This window comes from Streptomyces sp. NPDC127098, from assembly GCF_042722465.1.
Lineage (GTDB): Bacteria > Actinomycetota > Actinomycetes > Streptomycetales > Streptomycetaceae > Streptomyces > Streptomyces millisiae.
Window position 1 is genome coordinate 20,514 of the sequence record NZ_JBHXFJ010000032.1, and the last position, 14,551, is coordinate 35,064.

Consider the following 14,551-nt stretch of genomic DNA (forward strand, 5'->3'; position numbering starts at 1 on the left):
ACCGGGCTGGGCCGGCCGGCCGAACCGGCCGTCCCCCGGGGCTACTCGCGCAGCACGGCCGCGCCGTACGGCGGCAGCCGCAGCAGGTGGCCGGTGACGGGCTCCGGCGCGGCGGCGGCCAGCAGGTCGACCGTTCCGGCTCCGGTGGGGCCGAGGTCGATCTCCACCTCCCGCGCGGTGTGGTTGAGCAGGAAGAGGTGGTCGGTGCCGTCGGGGGCGCGGCGGCGGGCGGCCTCGACGCCGTCCGGGGTGTCGAGGACGGGCGTGACGCCGGCGGCGGTGGCGGCCCCCAGGACCAGGCGGCGCATGGTCTCCCGGTCGGGCGAGGTGCCGAGGTAGGTGGCGGTGCCGGCGCCGAACTGGTGCCTGGTGACGGCCGGCGGCTCACCCGACTCACCGTCGGTGTAGCGGGCCAGCGCCCGGGCGCCGGCGAGCACGACGACGTCCTGCCAGTCGGTGGCGGTGCCGGCGCGCTCCCCGTGTTCCGCGTCGTCCGCGAGGGCCAGGCCGAGCGTCACGCCCGGCTGCAGGGGGTTGAAGTCGTCGACGGTGATGCCCAGGACGTCGCGGAAGGCACCCGGGTGGCCACCGGCCCGCACCCGGTCGTGCTCGTCGACGATGCCGGAGAAGTACGACATCAGCAGGTGCCCGCCGCCGCGCACGTACGCGGTGAGGTTGGCGGCCCCGGCGTCGTCCACCAGGTAGAGGTTGGGGACCACCACCAGGCGGCGGCCGGTGAGGTCGTCGCTCGGGCGGACGAAGTCGACCGGGATGTTCGCGCCCCACAGCGGCCGGTAGTGGTCCAGGAGCCGGGCCCTGAACTCGACGTCGTTCGAAGGGTGGTCGAGGCCCTCCAGCGCCCACCAGCTCTCCCAGTCCCAGACCACGGCCACCTCGGCCGGCTCCTTGCCGCCGCCCGCCAGGTCGGCGAGCCGCGCCACGTCCCGGCCGAGGGCGACCACCTCGCGCCAGGTGCGGGTGGCCGTGCCGCCGTGCGGGACCATCGCGGAGTGGAACCGCTCGGCGCCCGCCCGGGAGGCCCGCCACTGGAAGAACATCACCGAGTCCGCGCCACGGGCCACCGCCTGGAGCGAGCGCACCCGCAACTGCCCCTCGGGGCGGGCGGAGTTGCGCGCTGGGGTGAGGTTGTTGCCGGTGGCCGACTCCAGCATCAGCCACGGCCGCCCGCCGCGCAGCGAGCGCATGAGGTCGAAGTTGTAGGCGGCGAACAGCTGCCCCTCGGGGTCGTGTGGCCTGGCGTAGACGTCGAGGGCCGCGACGTCCTCCTCGGCAGCCCAGCGCCAGTAGTCCAGGTTCTTGAAGGAGCCCATGAAGTTGGTGGTGACCGGCAGGTCCGGAGTGTGGCGGCGGACGATGTCGCGTTCGGCGGCGAAGCACTCGAGGGCGGCGGCGTCGGAGAACCGGTGGAAGTCGAGCACCTGGCCGGGGTTGGGTCCCGAGAGCAGCCGCGAGCGCGGCGCGGGCGTCGGGACGTGGTCGAAGGAGTCGTACCGCTGTCCCCAGAACGCGGTGCCCCAGGCGTCGTTGAGGGCGTCGACGGTGCCGTACCGGTCCGCCAGCCAGCGCCGGAAGTGCGTCGTCGAGGCCGGGCAGTGGCAGGGGAACCCGACGTACTCGTTGCCGATGTGCCACAGGGCGAGCGCCGGGTGGCCGGCGTAGCGCCCGGCGAGCCGCTCGGCGATCCGCGCCGCGTGGTACCGGAAGACGGGGGACGAGGGGCAGTAGTGGATGCGGGCGCCGAACGCGATCCGCCGGCCCTCGCCGTCCACCGGCAGCGTCTCGGGGTGTTCGTGGGCCAGCCAGGACGGCGGCGCGGCGGTCGGCGTGGCCAGGTCGACACCGATCCCGGCCTCACCCAACAGGTCCATCACCTCGTCCAGCCAGCCGAACTCGAAGTCGCCCGGCCGCGGTTCGAGCAGCCCCCAGGAGAACACGCCCACGGTGACCAGGTTCACCCCGGCCTCCCGCATCAGCCGGACGTCCTCCCTCCAGACCTCGGCCGGCCACTGCTCCGGGTTGTAGTCGCCGCCGTAGGCGAGGCCCTGCAGCCTTCGCCGCAGACCCGCCAGGCGGGCGTCGGCGGCATCGGGACGAGACATGGCTGGGTGCTCCCTGGGGTGTGGTGCGGTTCCGGTGCGGTGTCCGCCGGGGTTGCTGCCCTCAGCCGGCCGCGGTGATCGAGTCGCCGAGTTCGGCCAGGAACGACTCGGCCGCCTCCTCGGGCGACGACTCGCCGAAGAGGACCTGCTGGTTGTAGCGGTTGAGCAGGGCGTCGATGTCGCTGGCGCCGTTGGGGATGATCGGAGGGGTCTCGCCGACCTCCTGGGCCATGGCCTCGCTGAAGGCGAGTGACTCCCGGCCGGCGGCGTCCAGGGTGGGCTCGACCACCTCCCGGAACGCGGGGTTGCCCGGCTCGCCCCGGTCGAGGCCGAAGAGCTCGGCGACGCGGGTGTCGTTGGCGAGGAAGTCGATCAACAGCGCGGCTTCGGCGGGGTGTTCCGTGGTCGAGGCCGCCGACCAGTACATGGCGGGCTTCAGGTACTGGAAACCGTCCGCGGTGTCGGGGTCGGTCGGCCAGTTGGCGAGGTCGTAGTCGAAGTCGGGGGCCGCCGACTGGTAGGCGACGAACTGCCCCGCGGGGATGAAGCCCATGGCCGTCTGGCCGGTGACGAGGTCGCCCTGGTCGAGGGGGACGCCCACGTTCTCGCTGAGCTGGGCGACCGAGGGGGACGCCTCGCTGTCGATGAGGTCGAGCTCGCGCTGCCAGAAGCCGGCGAGCACGTCGGGGTCGAGGGCGAGGTCGCCCTCCGCGTCGAAGAGTTGGTCGCCGTGCTGACGGGCCCAGACGTTCAGGTCGAACGAGCCGGCGCCGAAGGGGGTCAGGCCGTGCGCCTCACCGCCGGAGGCCCGGGTCACCTCCACGGCGGCGCGCTGGAAGTCGTCCCAGGTCCAGGTGTCGGTGTCGGGGAGGTCGACGCCGTACCGTTCGAAGAGCGTGGTGTTGATGAGGATGCCGTTGGTCGTGGCGCCGGTGGGCACGGCGTACAGGGTGCCGCCCACCCGGCCCGAGTCGAGGATCTCCGGCGGGAGGGCGGAGGGGTCGAGGATGTTGTCGACGCTCGCCAGGTCGAGCAGGGCGCCCCGCTCGGCGTAGGAGGCGAGGTAGAGCGCGTCGAACTGGCTGACGTCCGGCATGTCACCGGCGGCGGTGGACGTCGCGAGCCGCTCCCAGTAGCCGCTCCAGTCGGAGTACACCGGCTCGACGTCGATGTTGGGGTACTCCTCCTCGAACAGCTCGATCGCCTGGATCGTCTGCTGGATACGGGCGTCCGCACCCCACCAGTTCATGGAGATCGTCACGTCCCCGTCGGACAGTTCGGGGTGGTGGACGGGATCGGCGCCGAGGCCGCAGCCGGCGAGCACGAGTCCGGCGGTGACGGCGGCGCACGCCGCGCGTGGCACTCGAAGTCTCATGGTCTTCCTCTCTGTTCCGGTTACGAGTCCAGTGGCCGGGTCGCTACTTGCCGCCGGTGGTGGCGATGCCACGGAGCAGGAACCGCTGGCCGAAGAGGAACACCAGGAACACCGGGACGAGGGAGACGACGCTCATGGCGAACATGGCGCCGAAGTCGGACTGCGACTGCGCGTCGATGAAGGACCGCAGGGCCACGGGGACCGTGTACAGGTCGGGCTTGGTGATGAAGATCAGCTGGCTGAAGAAGTCGTTCCAGGTCCAGATGAAGGTGAAGATCGCGGTGGTGGCCAGGGCCGGGACCATCAGCGGCAGCATGATCCGACCGAATATCCGGACGTGGCCGGCGCCGTCGATCCTGGCCGCCTCGTCCAGCTCCCGGGGTATGCCGCGGATGAACTGGACCATCAGGAAGATGAAGAACGCGTCCGTGGCCAGGAACTTGGGGAGGACCAGCGGCAGGTAGGTGTTGATCCAGCCCAGTTGGGCGTAGGCGACGTACTGAGGGATGATCAGCACGTGGATCGGCAGCATGATCGAGATCAGCATGATCATGAACGCCCACCGCCGCCAGCGGAACTTCAACCGCGCGAAGGCGTAGGCGGCCATGGAGCAGGAGACGAGGTTCCCGATCACCGAACCGAGCACCACGAGAAACGAGTTCAGCAGATAGGTGCTGAACGGATAGCCGAGGGCGTCCCAGCCGGTCGGGTAGTGGTCGAGGTCGAAGGTGTCGACGAAGAGACCCGAGCTCGTGAAGATGTCGTCGTTCGGCCGCAGCGAGCTGGCCACCATCCACAGCAGCGGGTAGAGCATGAGCAGGCAGACGGCTATCAGCCCGGTGTGCTTGAGGACGCTGCCGACGCGCCGCCCGGCACTGGGCTTGAGGGTGTCAGTCATTGTAGAAAACCCAATACTTCGAGGCCCAGAAGTTCAGCGCGGTGAAGGCGCCCACGATGATCAGCAGCAGCCAGGCGAGCGCCGAGGCGTATCCCATGCGGAAGCTGGTGAAGCCCTCCTGGTAGAGGTAGAGCGAGAAGAAGAGGGTGGAGTCGCTGGGCCCGCCGGTCCCGTTGGACACGATGAACGCCTGGGTGAAGGACTGGAAGCTGCCGATCAGGCCGAGCACCAGGTTGAAGAAGATGATGGGGCTCAGCAGCGGGAGCGTGATGGAGAACAGCTGCCGGGTCCTCGACGCCCCGTCGGTCGCGGCGGCCTCGTACAGCTCGCGCGGGATCTGCCGGAGACCGGCGAGGAAGATCACCATCGGCGCCCCGAAGGTCCACACGTGCAGGACGATCAGCGTGGAGAGCGCGGTGTCCGGGTCGGCGATCCAGCCGGGCCCCTCGATGCCGAAGAGCCCGAGGAACGCGTTCATCAGGCCGTCGACGCCGAACACGAGGCGCCACAACACGGCGACGGCCACGCTGGTGCCGAGCAGCGACGGCAGGTAGAGCACCGAGCGGTAGAGGGAGAGACCGCGCACGCCCCGGTCGAGCAGCAGCGCCAGGCCGAGCGCGACGGCCAGTTGCAGCGGGACCGACACGAGGACGTAGCCGAAGGTGACCTGGAGGGACTGCGCCAGCCGGTCGTCGGTGAGCATCCGCCGGATGTTGTCCAGGCCGGTGAACTCGGGGTCCTGCAGCAGGTTGTAGTCCGTGAAGGCCAGGTAGAGCGAGGCGATCATCGGCCCGAGGGTGATGCCGAGCAGGCCGATCAGCCAGGGCGCGAGGAAGAACAGCGCCGCCTTGTTGTCGCGTTTCTCCTCCGCGTCCGGCGGGCCGGCCCGGCGGCTGCGGGACCGGCTGAGTGACCGGAACTCACCCAGCGCGCTCATCGGGCGCTCCCTCGGGTCGGCGGTGGGACGTGTTCACACACATGGCTGGGCCTTCTCCGTGCGAAGGGAGTGGCGCGCGGCGGCACCACCGGGATCGTTCGCGCGAACGTGGCGTGGACTCTAAGAGGCGCGTGATCGATAACACAAGGCCCGCGTACCCTTGTTTCGCGAAGATTTCGCGACTACGCGCGGCGGGCGGGGAGGCGGCCGCTGTCAGGCGGGGCGGGCGGGCGCGGGGCCTGTGGAGTCGCGCAGGATGACGCGGTTGAGCAGCGCCACGTCGGCCCGCCCGGGCGCGGGTTCGCCCCGCAGCAGGGCCAGCAGTTGGTGGACGGCCTCGCGTCCGCGGCGCTGCTGGTCCACGCGGACGGTGGTGAGCCGGGGCGTCAGGTAGCGGCCGAGCTCGTCGTCGTCCCAGCCGAAGACGCTCACGTCCCGCGGCACCTCGACGCCCACGCTCCGCAGCCCGAGGATGACGCCGAACGCCAGCCGGTCGGAGGCGGCGAACACGGCCGTGGCGCCGGAGCCGGCGATGACCTCGGTCGCCGCCCGCCAGCCGGACCCCGTGCTCCAGTCGCCCTCGACCACGGCGCAGGACTCGAGCCCGAGCTCGGCGACGGTGGCCTCGTACACCGCCCGCCGGTTCCGCGCCGACGCCCACGCCAGGTGCCCGGTGACGTGCACGAAGCGGCGGTGCCCGAGCTCCGCCAGGTGCCGCAGCAGGTCGGCGGCGGTCGAGGCGTCCGCGTACACGCCGAGCGACCGCATCTCGTCGTCGTAGGCGCCGTCGACGACGACCGGCACCGGGAAGTCCGACAGGGCCGGCCCCTCGGTGCCGTCGCCGAGCGGCGTGAAGGAGAGGATCCCGTCCGTGCTCTCCGGCTGGAGCAGCGCCTCCAGGCGGGTGGCGCGGGTGGCGGCGTCGCCCTCCAGGCTCACCACGTCCAGCAGGTAGCCGGCCTCGTGCGCCGCGGCGGCGGCGCCGCCGAGCAGCCCCGTCGGCATGCGCTCGGTGGAGCCGGGGAGGATGACCGTGAGCCGGTTGGAGCGGCGGGTGCGCATCGTCCTGGCCGCCTGGTTGGGCCGGTACCCCAGCTGGGCGACGGCCCGCGCCACCCGGTCCGCCGTCCCGGGGCGCATGCCGGGGTCCTTGCGCAGGAATCGGGAGACGGTCTGGTGGGACACCCCGGCCAGTTCGGCGACCTCGTAGATGGTCGGGGGCTTCCGCGCGGCGCGCGGGCGCGGCAACGACTCGTCCACCATGGGTGCCCCCCTCCTCCGCTCTCCGCGCCGGGCCGGCCGTCGGGCGCCGGGATCATCGCGGCTCAGTGTAGGAGAGCCGGGCGATCTCGGACCCGCGCGAATCCCTTGTGTGATCGGTCAGCGCGCCTCTAGAGTCCGGCCGGCGAACATCACCCGACAGAAACGACCGGACATGACCAGATCCGCACGCCCGCTGCCCGATCGTCGGCTGCGCCCGCCCATGGGCTGGAACAGCTGGGACTGCTACGGCACCACCGTCACCGAGGACGAGGTGCTGGCCAACGCGGTCTTCCTGCGCGATCACCTGCTGCCGCACGGCTGGGACACGGTGGTCGTGGACATCCAGTGGTACGAGCCCACCGCCCGCGCCCACGGCTACAACGCCGACGCCCCGCTGGTCCTCGACGACCACGGCCGCCAACTGCCCGCGCCCAACCGGTTCCCCTCGGCGGCCGGCGGCGCCGGGTTCGGTCCGCTCGCCGCCCGGGTGCACGAACTCGGCCTGCGGTTCGGCCTGCACATCATGCGCGGCATCCCGCGCCGGGCCGTCGCGGCCCGACTGCCCGTGGCCGGCACCGACTTCACGGCCGACGAGATCGCCGACACCGGCTCGGTCTGCCCCTGGAACTCCGACAACTACGGCCTGAACCACAACCACCCCGGCGCCCAGGCGTACTACGACGCGCAGGTCGCCCAGTTCGCCGCCTGGGGCGTGGACTTCGTCAAGGCCGACGACATGCTCTTCCCGTACCACGAGCGGGAGATCGCCGCCTACGCCCGGGCCATCGCCCGCAGCGGCCGGCCCATCGAGCTGAGCCTCTCCCCCGGCACCGACGTCTCCCTCGCCCACCTCGACCACCTGCGGGCCAACGCCACCATGTGGCGGGTCTGCGACGACCTGTGGGACCGCTGGCCCGACGTCCGGGCGCAGTTCGCCCGCATGGCCCGCTGGGCACCCTGGCAGTCGGAACACGGCTGGGCGGACGCCGACATGCTGCCCCTCGGCCACATCGGCATCCGGGCCGAACGCGGCGAGGACCGGATGTGCGGCCTCACCGCCCCCGAGCAGACCAGCCTGCTGACCCTCTGGCTGATCTCCCGCTCCCCGCTGATGATGGGCGGCGACCTGCCCACCAGCCCACCCGGGACCATCGCCCTGCTCACCAACGACGAGGCACTCCAGGTCCTGTTCCACAGCCGGGAGAACCGCGAGGTGCTGCGCGAACGCGACCTGATCCTGTGGACCGCCCGCGACACCGAGGAACACACCCGCTACGCCGCCGTCTTCTCGCTGGCCGACGAGCCCCGCCACCTCGCCGTCCCCCTCGGCGACATCGGCGCCCACCCCGACGACCGGCTCCGGGAACTGTGGACCCACACCGACACCCCCCACGACGGCCGCCACCTACGGATCGCCTTGCCGGCACACGGGGCGGCGCTCTACCGGCTGACACCGCGCGGCTGACGGCACGCGGCCGTCAGCCCGCCCGTTACTGGTTCGCGGCCAGCCGTGCCCGTAGCCGTCGCGTGGCCGAGGCCATGTGGGCCCGCATGGCCTCCCGTGCCGCCCGCGGGTCGCCGGCCCGCACGGCGTCCAGGACGGCGGTGTGTTCGGCGAGCCGTCCCTCGCGTGGGTTGCGGATGTTCTGCTTGATCCACACGGCGACCAGCGTCTCAAGTCGGGCCTGGAGTCCGGCCAGCGTCACGTTGTGGGCGGCCTGGGCGAGCGCCCGGTGGAAGGCCAGGTCGGCCTCCAGGTAGGCGGCCGGGTCCTCGTGGGCCGCCGTCATCCGGGAGAAGTGGGTGTCGAGCGCGACGAGGTCGTTGTCGGTGCGGCGCACCGCGGCCAGCTCGGCCAGGTCGGTCTCCACGCAGGCCCTGGCCTCCAGCAGGTCGTCCACGGTCTGGTCGCCGAGCAGCAGGCCCCACTCCAGCACCTGCGGCAGCAGGTCGGAGCTGGCGTCGCGCACATAGGTGCCGTCGCCCTGCCTGATGTCGACGAGCCCGAGCAGGCTGAGCGACTTCAGGGCCTCGCGGACCGCCGAGCGCCCGACGCCGAAGGTCTCGGCCAACTGTCGCTCGGGCGGCAGCCGGTCGCCGGCGCGCACCTGGCCGGAGGTGAGGAGGTGGTCGAGAAGGCGTCTGGCCACCTCTACGGCCGGCGTCGCCGGTTCGCCCCGCTCGATCCGTGTCAGTCCTGCCATCGCCGTGCTCTCCCCACCTCGGTTGATTCCCGCACCGTAGCCGACGCGGAAAGCGGAAAGGCGTCCGCGCACCACTCAGGAGTGGTGGAACAACAGGCGGGACAGCGTGTTGACGCGGCTGCCCGGCACGACGTACTCGGCGACCGCCCGCTGCCAGGCCGGGTAGTGGGGCGCGGCGCGGTGCGCGTCGACGGCGGCCTCGTCGTCGTAGAGCTCGTGGAAGACGAAGTGGTGGTCGTCGGTCAGGTCGCAGACGATGTCGAAGTAACGGCATCCCGGCTCGTCGGTGAAGGAGCGTTCGGCCTGCTCCCGGATGGCGGCCAGGAAGGCGTCGCGGTGGCCGGGGACGACCTGGAGTGAGACGGTCAGCGCGATCACGCCGCCACCTCCTCGGCGGCCGGCAGGGCCACGCCGGTGTCGGCGGCGATCCGGGTGAGCGAGGCCCAGGTCTCGTCGACGAGGCGGACGCCCGCCACGCGCAGCCGCTCGGCGGTACGGGTCTCCGGCTCGCCCGGCACGAAGACCTCGCTGACGCCGGGGGCGGTCGGTGTGGCCTTGGTCCGCTCGACGAGCGTCTCGACCCGCCGGGCGAACTCGTCCGGATCCGCCATGGCCCTGACGTCGAGACAGATGAGCAGGTGTCCGCAGCCGCTGCGCGCGTCGGGCACGTAGGGGCCGACGACGTCGGTGCCGAAGCCGCTGCCGGTCAGCACCCCGGCCAGCACGTCGAACATGAAGGCGATCGCGTAGCCCTTGTGGCCACCCATCGGCAGGATCAGGCCCTCGACGGCCCGGCGCGGGTCGGTGGTGGGCGCCCCGTCGGCGTCGGCGGCCCAGCCCTCGGGGATGGGCTCGCCCCGCTCCTTGGCGTGGTAGATCTTGCCTCGCGCCACCCCGGTGTTGGCGATGTCCGTCACGACGACGCCGTGCCGGCCGCCGGGGGCGGCGATCGACCACGGGTTGGCGCCCACCCGCTTCTCGCGGCCGCCCCAGGGGGCCATGGCCGGGCTGCCGTTGGTGCCGAGGATCGCCACGCAGCCCCGCTCGGCCGCCTTGCGGGTGAAGTAGGCGGCGGTGCCGAAGTGCCCCGAGTTCCGGACGCCGACCGTGCTGATCCCGTGGCGCCGGGCGCGCTCGACGCCGAGCTCGACGGCCCGGTCGGTGATCACCTGACCGATGCCGTCCCGGCCGTCGAGCACCAGCACCGCGCCGTTGTCGCTGACGACGGCGGGCTCGGTGACGGGGGTCATCGCGCCGTTGGCGAGCCGGTCGAGGTACCAGGGCAGCCGCAGCATGCCGTGGGACGGGTGGCCCCACAGCTCGGCGGTCACCAGCGAGTGCGCCAGCAGTTCGGCGTCCCGCGCCGGGACGCCGTGGGCCCGGGTGGTGGCGGTGGCGAACCGAAGCAGCTCCGGGGCGCCGACGAGATGGGGCATGGCGGGTCCTCACTTCCACGGTGGGTTGCGAGCATGCCTCGGCCACCCCGGGAGATGTCAACCGGTAAACCAGATCTCGGAGCCAAATCCCCGCACCGAAACCCACGAAACATCCGCATACCCGACATCACGCGCCGAAGTCGTTCGGTTCAGACGGTTGACAGGTTGACCGGTTGGCATCCATGTTCGTCGCTGACACGCCGTCGTGCCAGATAGGGAAAGAGCCCCCATGTTTCGCATTCGTCCCGGCTCAGGCCCCCGACCCGCCCCCGCCCGCGGCCCCTCGCGCCGCGCCGTCCTCCGTGGCGCCACCGCGGCCGGCGCGGTGGTGGCCGCCGGCGGCGCGCTCGGCGGCTGCGCGGGCCCCGACGCCGACGCCGCCGCCCGGCCCGTCCCCGGCTACTACCCGACCGACTACGCCACGCTGGTCGACGGCTCACGCAGGGAGCTGAAGCTGGTCATCTACTCCCAGACCTCGCAGACCGTCTGGCAGCCGATCTTCGACGCGTTCGCCGACCGCTACCCCTGGCTCACCGACGTCCGGGCGACCAACCTGGGCAACTCGGCCGTCTACGAGCGCTACTACAGCGAGGCGGCGATCGGCACCTCGCCGGCCGACCTGCTGGTCTCCAACGGGCCCGGCAACTGGGCCGACTACGCCACCCGCGAGCTCGCGGCCGACTACGTCTCGCCCGAGAAGAGCCGGCTGCCGGAGTTCGCGGAGCTCCTGCCCGGGGTCTGGACGTTCTCCGTCGACCCGGTCGTCATCCTCTACAACCGGCGGACGCTGGACGAGGCGCGCCGCCCCCGCGGGCTCGCGCACCTGGGCGAGCTCTGCGAGGCGGAACCCTCCAGGTTCCGCGGCAAGATCGGCGCCTACGACCCGTCCAACGCGTTCGGCTACGCCACCAACCACGGCTACACCGGGAGCGTCCCCGGCGGCTGGGAGAACATGGCCCGGGTGCTGCCCTTCGCCAGGGCCGAGCACTCCTCGGGGACCCTGGTCGAGAAGGTCGTGTCGGGCGAGTACGACGCCTCCATCAACATCAGCGGGGCCACCGCCGTCTCCGCCGCCAAGCGCAGCGGCGGGCTGCTCGGCTGGACGTACTGCGAGGAGGGCACCGTCCTGGTGCCCCGCGCCGCCTCGATCGTCTCGACCGCGCCGCACCCGAACGCGGCCCGGCTCTTCCTCGACTTCCTGCTCTCCACCGAGGGCCAGGCGGCGGCCGCGGCCGGCGTCCTGACGCCCTACCGGCCGGACGTCGAGCAGTCGGACGTCGACAGCCTCCAGGACGTGCGGCGCCTGCTGGGCGCGGACCGCGTGCACATCCACCCCTACGACCCGGTGGACGAGGCGGACCAGGAGTCCTACCTCCACCGCTGGGAGCAGGCCATGGGCTGACGCCCCCTCCGCCGCACCACGAACCGCCCCCGACACTCCACGGAGAGCCCATGGCCATCCAGACCAGTCCGGCGCCCCCCGACGCCCCGCCGGGGCCGCCGCGCGCGGGAGAGCTCGGCGTCCCCGGCTACCGCCGCTTCCTCGGCGCCGGCCGCGAGGTCCTCATCCACTACCTGACGTTCCTGGTCACCGTCGCGCTGGTGCTCGCGCCGGTGCTGCCGATCCTGGCCCAGTCGGTGCGCGACCAGCCGCTGTACGCCGCCGGCGGGGTGTTCACGCTGGAGAACTACGGGCGGCTCTTCACCGAGGCCGGCTTCGGCGGGATCGTCCTCGACACGCTGCTCTTCGCCCTGCTGACCACGGTCTTCGCGCTGGCCATCGCGGTGCCGATGGCGATACTCCTGACCCGCACCCGCTTCCCCGGGGCCCGGCTCGTCGAGCAGCTCGTCCGCTGGCCGATCTACATCTCGCCGCTGGTCCTGGCCTTCGGCTGGATCGTGGTCTACGGCCCGGCCGGCTTCGTCAGCACCGCGCTGCGCGCCTACGGCGGCTTCGTGCCCTGGGACCTGTACACGCTGCACGGCATGGCGTTCGTCGAGGCGGTGGCGCAGGTGCCGGTGGCGTTCCTGTTCTGCGCCAACGCGCTGGCCTCCTCGGACACCTCGCTGGAGAGCGCCGCCCGCACGGTGGGCGCGGGCCCGGCGCGGATCCTGCGCTCGATCGTGGTGCCGATGCTGCGGCCGCCCATGCTCTACGCGGGGCTGCTGATCTTCGGCACCGCCGTGGAGACGCTGTCCGTGCCGCTGATCCTGGGCGAGCCGGCCGGCATCACGCTGTTCTCCAGCTTCCTCTACGACGAGGGCATCAACTCCATCAACCCGGACTACGGGCTGCTGGGCGCCGCCTCAACCCTGATCCTGCTGGCCACCATCGGCCTCGTGGTGCTCCAGACCCGGCTGCTCGCCCAGGCGCAGCGCTTCGTGTCGGTGCGCGGCAAGGCCAACCGCTCCCAGCTGCTCGACCTGGGCCGCTGGCGCTGGCTCGGCTTCGCCTTCGTCGGCACCTACCTGGCCTTCGGTGTGCTGCTGCCGATGACCGCCCTGATCCTGCGGGCGTTCACCACGCTGCTCACGCCGCTGGTGAACCCGCTCTCGCTGCTGACGCTCGACAACTTCGAGCTGATCTTCTCCTACCGCCCCTACACCGAGTCCATCCTCAACAGCATCACGGTGGCGCTGATCGGCTCGGTCGCCGTGACCGTCGTCGGCACCTGCGTGGTCCTGGTCGCCAGGCGCTCCGACTTCCGCTTCGCCCGGCTGCTGGAGACGGCCGCGCTGGCCCCGCACGCCATCCCGGGGCTGATCATCGGCATCGGCTTCTTCTGGGCCTTCGCCTGGGCGCCCGGCGGGGACCTGGTGCGCGGCACGCTGCTGGCGCTGATCATCGCCTTCGGCGTCCGGGCGCTGCCCTCCGCCTTCGGCGCCGTCTCCCCCTCGGTCCTGCAGATCGGCCGGGAGCTGGACAACGCGGCCCGGGTCGCGGGCGCCGACTGGTGGCGCACCGTCTCGCGGGTCCTGCTCCGGCTGCTGGTGCCGGCGATGCTGGCGTCGTTCCTGCTGATCTGGACGCAGATGATCCGCGAGTACGCGCCGGCCATGTTCCTGGCCGGCACCGAGTCCCAGGTGATCGGCACCACCGCCATCGACCTGTGGACGCAGGGCGAGACCGGCTCGGTCGCCGCGCTCGCCACCATCCAGATCGCCGTCACCGCCGTCGTCGCCGGCCTGGCCGGCATCCTGCTGAAGGGAAGGCGCACCCATGCCTGAGCTGGTCGTCGAGAACCTCGTCAAGTCCTTCGGCGGCAACGCCGTGCTGGAGGACATCACCTTCACCGTCGCCGACGGCGAGTTCTTCACCCTCCTCGGGCCGAGCGGCTGCGGCAAGTCCACGACCCTGTCGTGCGTGGCCGGCCTGGAGAACCCGGACGCCGGCACCATCCGCGTCGGCGACCGGGTCTTCTTCGACGGCCGCTCCCGCACCGTGCCGCCCGAGGAACGCAACCTGGGCCTGGTCTTCCAGTCGTACGCGCTGTGGCCGCACATGACGATCGCCGACAACCTGGCGCTGCCGCTGAAGCTGCGGAAGGTGCCGAAGGACCGGCGGCGCGAGCTGATCGACGACGCGCTGGCGAAGGTCGACATGCTGCCGCTGCGCGACCGCTACCCGCACCAGCTCTCCGGCGGGCAGCAGCAGCGGGTGGCGCTGGCCCGCGGCATCGTCTACTCGCCCGGCGTGCTGCTGCTCGACGAGCCGCTCTCCAACCTCGACGCCAAGCTGCGCGACCAGGCCCGCTCCTGGCTGAAGACGCTGCAGCGCGAGGTCGGCATCACCACGGTCTACGTGACGCACGACCAGGTCGAGGCGATGTCGCTCTCGGACCGCGTCGCCGTCTTCATGGACGGACGGATGCGGCAGGTCGGGACGCCGGCCGAGATCTACGAGTCGCCGGCCACCCCGGAGGTCGCCGGGTTCATCGGCCGCTGCAACCTGCTGGCCGGCCGCGTCGACACGGACCCGGGCGACGGCGCGACGGTACGGGTCGAACTCGCCGGCAGCGGCCAGCACCTGCGGGTGCCGCACGCGGCGGGCGCGGCGGCGGGGCGCGCGGCGACGGTCGGCCTCCGGTCCGAACGGATCACCCTGGCGGAACACGTCGACGGCGACCCGTCCGGCGTGAACGTGCTGCGCGCCCGCATCACCCAACGCTCGTACACCGGGGCCCGGTTCGAGTACGAACTCACCGTCGGCGACCTGACCCTCCAGGCGGAGAGCGCGATCTCCTACGACGCCCGCGAGATCAACCTGCTGATCCGCCCGGAAGACTGCCACCTCTACCTGACGACGACCTGAACGTAC

The 14,551-nt window shown here is 72.0% G+C and carries 12 protein-coding genes; 4 read left to right on the forward strand and 8 right to left on the reverse strand.

All coding sequences use genetic code 11. The features are described from left to right. Positions 1–41: 41 nt before the first annotated feature. From ACFWI8_RS20650 to ACFWI8_RS20670, 5 genes are all read right to left on the reverse strand, one after another. Complete coding sequence (locus tag ACFWI8_RS20650) at positions 42–2,120, reverse strand: beta-galactosidase (protein WP_387093483.1); 2,079 nt, start codon at positions 2,118–2,120, stop codon at positions 42–44. Positions 2,121–2,181: 61 nt separating this feature from the next. Continuing rightward, positions 2,182–3,495 (reverse strand): ABC transporter substrate-binding protein, encoded by a 1,314-nt coding sequence (locus tag ACFWI8_RS20655; protein ID WP_387093486.1) that lies wholly within the window; start codon positions 3,493–3,495, stop codon positions 2,182–2,184. 43 nt (positions 3,496–3,538) lie between these two features. Then, positions 3,539–4,393 carry a carbohydrate ABC transporter permease gene (locus ACFWI8_RS20660; protein ID WP_387093488.1) on the reverse strand — a complete coding sequence of 285 codons (855 nt, stop codon included), beginning with the start codon at positions 4,391–4,393 and terminating at the stop codon, positions 3,539–3,541. Beyond that, entirely contained in the window at positions 4,386–5,330 is a 945-nt protein-coding gene (locus tag ACFWI8_RS20665; RefSeq protein WP_387093491.1) for a carbohydrate ABC transporter permease, read from the reverse strand. The genes ACFWI8_RS20660 and ACFWI8_RS20665 overlap by 8 nt, the downstream gene beginning before the upstream one ends. 213 nt (positions 5,331–5,543) lie before the next feature. Further along, complete coding sequence (locus ACFWI8_RS20670; protein ID WP_387093494.1) at positions 5,544–6,593, reverse strand: LacI family DNA-binding transcriptional regulator; 1,050 nt, start codon at positions 6,591–6,593, stop codon at positions 5,544–5,546. 172 nt (positions 6,594–6,765) lie between these two features. Between ACFWI8_RS20670 and ACFWI8_RS20675 the strand changes: the two genes are divergently transcribed. After that, positions 6,766–8,058 (forward strand): alpha-galactosidase, encoded by a 1,293-nt coding sequence (locus tag ACFWI8_RS20675; RefSeq protein ID WP_387093496.1) that lies wholly within the window; start codon positions 6,766–6,768, stop codon positions 8,056–8,058. A gap of 25 nt (positions 8,059–8,083) precedes the next feature. On the opposite strand, the gene ACFWI8_RS20680 is transcribed toward ACFWI8_RS20675, so the two are convergent. The 3 genes from ACFWI8_RS20680 to ACFWI8_RS20690 form a co-directional block, all read right to left on the reverse strand. Then, a complete protein-coding gene (locus tag ACFWI8_RS20680) occupies positions 8,084–8,797 on the reverse strand; it encodes a FadR/GntR family transcriptional regulator (protein ID WP_387093499.1) in 714 nt (237 codons plus the stop codon). 75 nt (positions 8,798–8,872) lie between these two features. Beyond that, a complete protein-coding gene (locus ACFWI8_RS20685; RefSeq protein WP_387093502.1) occupies positions 8,873–9,175 on the reverse strand; it encodes a putative quinol monooxygenase in 303 nt (100 codons plus the stop codon). Then, a complete protein-coding gene (locus ACFWI8_RS20690) occupies positions 9,172–10,233 on the reverse strand; it encodes an Ldh family oxidoreductase (RefSeq protein ID WP_387093504.1) in 1,062 nt (353 codons plus the stop codon). The genes ACFWI8_RS20685 and ACFWI8_RS20690 overlap by 4 nt, the downstream gene beginning before the upstream one ends. A 229-nt stretch (positions 10,234–10,462) precedes the next feature. Here ACFWI8_RS20690 and ACFWI8_RS20695 point away from each other — a divergent pair, with 229 nt between their 5' ends. The 3 genes from ACFWI8_RS20695 to ACFWI8_RS20705 are packed head-to-tail and all read left to right on the forward strand — an operon-like array spanning position 10,463 to position 14,545. Then, positions 10,463–11,635 (forward strand): ABC transporter substrate-binding protein, encoded by a 1,173-nt coding sequence (locus ACFWI8_RS20695; RefSeq protein WP_387093506.1) that lies wholly within the window; start codon positions 10,463–10,465, stop codon positions 11,633–11,635. Between the two features lie 50 nt (positions 11,636–11,685). Further along, the gene (locus ACFWI8_RS20700; protein WP_387093509.1) at positions 11,686–13,461 is read left to right on the forward strand and encodes an ABC transporter permease; all 1,776 of its coding nucleotides are present in this window, start codon (positions 11,686–11,688) and stop codon (positions 13,459–13,461) included. Next, a complete protein-coding gene (locus ACFWI8_RS20705) occupies positions 13,454–14,545 on the forward strand; it encodes an ABC transporter ATP-binding protein (RefSeq protein ID WP_387093512.1) in 1,092 nt (363 codons plus the stop codon). The genes ACFWI8_RS20700 and ACFWI8_RS20705 overlap by 8 nt, the downstream gene beginning before the upstream one ends. Positions 14,546–14,551: the final 6 nt, after the last annotated feature.

Excerpts from the sequence above, each read along its gene's own strand:
- ACFWI8_RS20650 (WP_387093483.1), bottom strand. The coding sequence starts at position 2,120 with ATGTCTCGTCCCGATGCCGCCGACGCCCGCCTGGCGGGTCTGCGGCGA.
- ACFWI8_RS20655 (WP_387093486.1), bottom strand. The coding sequence starts at position 3,495 with ATGAGACTTCGAGTGCCACGCGCGGCGTGCGCCGCCGTCACCGCCGGA.
- ACFWI8_RS20660 (WP_387093488.1), bottom strand. The coding sequence starts at position 4,393 with ATGACTGACACCCTCAAGCCCAGTGCCGGGCGGCGCGTCGGCAGCGTC.
- ACFWI8_RS20665 (WP_387093491.1), bottom strand. The coding sequence starts at position 5,330 with ATGAGCGCGCTGGGTGAGTTCCGGTCACTCAGCCGGTCCCGCAGCCGC.
- ACFWI8_RS20670 (WP_387093494.1), bottom strand. The coding sequence starts at position 6,593 with ATGGTGGACGAGTCGTTGCCGCGCCCGCGCGCCGCGCGGAAGCCCCCG.
- ACFWI8_RS20675 (WP_387093496.1), top strand. The coding sequence starts at position 6,766 with ATGACCAGATCCGCACGCCCGCTGCCCGATCGTCGGCTGCGCCCGCCC.
- ACFWI8_RS20680 (WP_387093499.1), bottom strand. The coding sequence starts at position 8,797 with ATGGCAGGACTGACACGGATCGAGCGGGGCGAACCGGCGACGCCGGCC.
- ACFWI8_RS20690 (WP_387093504.1), bottom strand. The coding sequence starts at position 10,233 with ATGCCCCATCTCGTCGGCGCCCCGGAGCTGCTTCGGTTCGCCACCGCC.
- ACFWI8_RS20695 (WP_387093506.1), top strand. The coding sequence starts at position 10,463 with ATGTTTCGCATTCGTCCCGGCTCAGGCCCCCGACCCGCCCCCGCCCGC.
- ACFWI8_RS20700 (WP_387093509.1), top strand. The coding sequence starts at position 11,686 with ATGGCCATCCAGACCAGTCCGGCGCCCCCCGACGCCCCGCCGGGGCCG.
- ACFWI8_RS20705 (WP_387093512.1), top strand. The coding sequence starts at position 13,454 with ATGCCTGAGCTGGTCGTCGAGAACCTCGTCAAGTCCTTCGGCGGCAAC.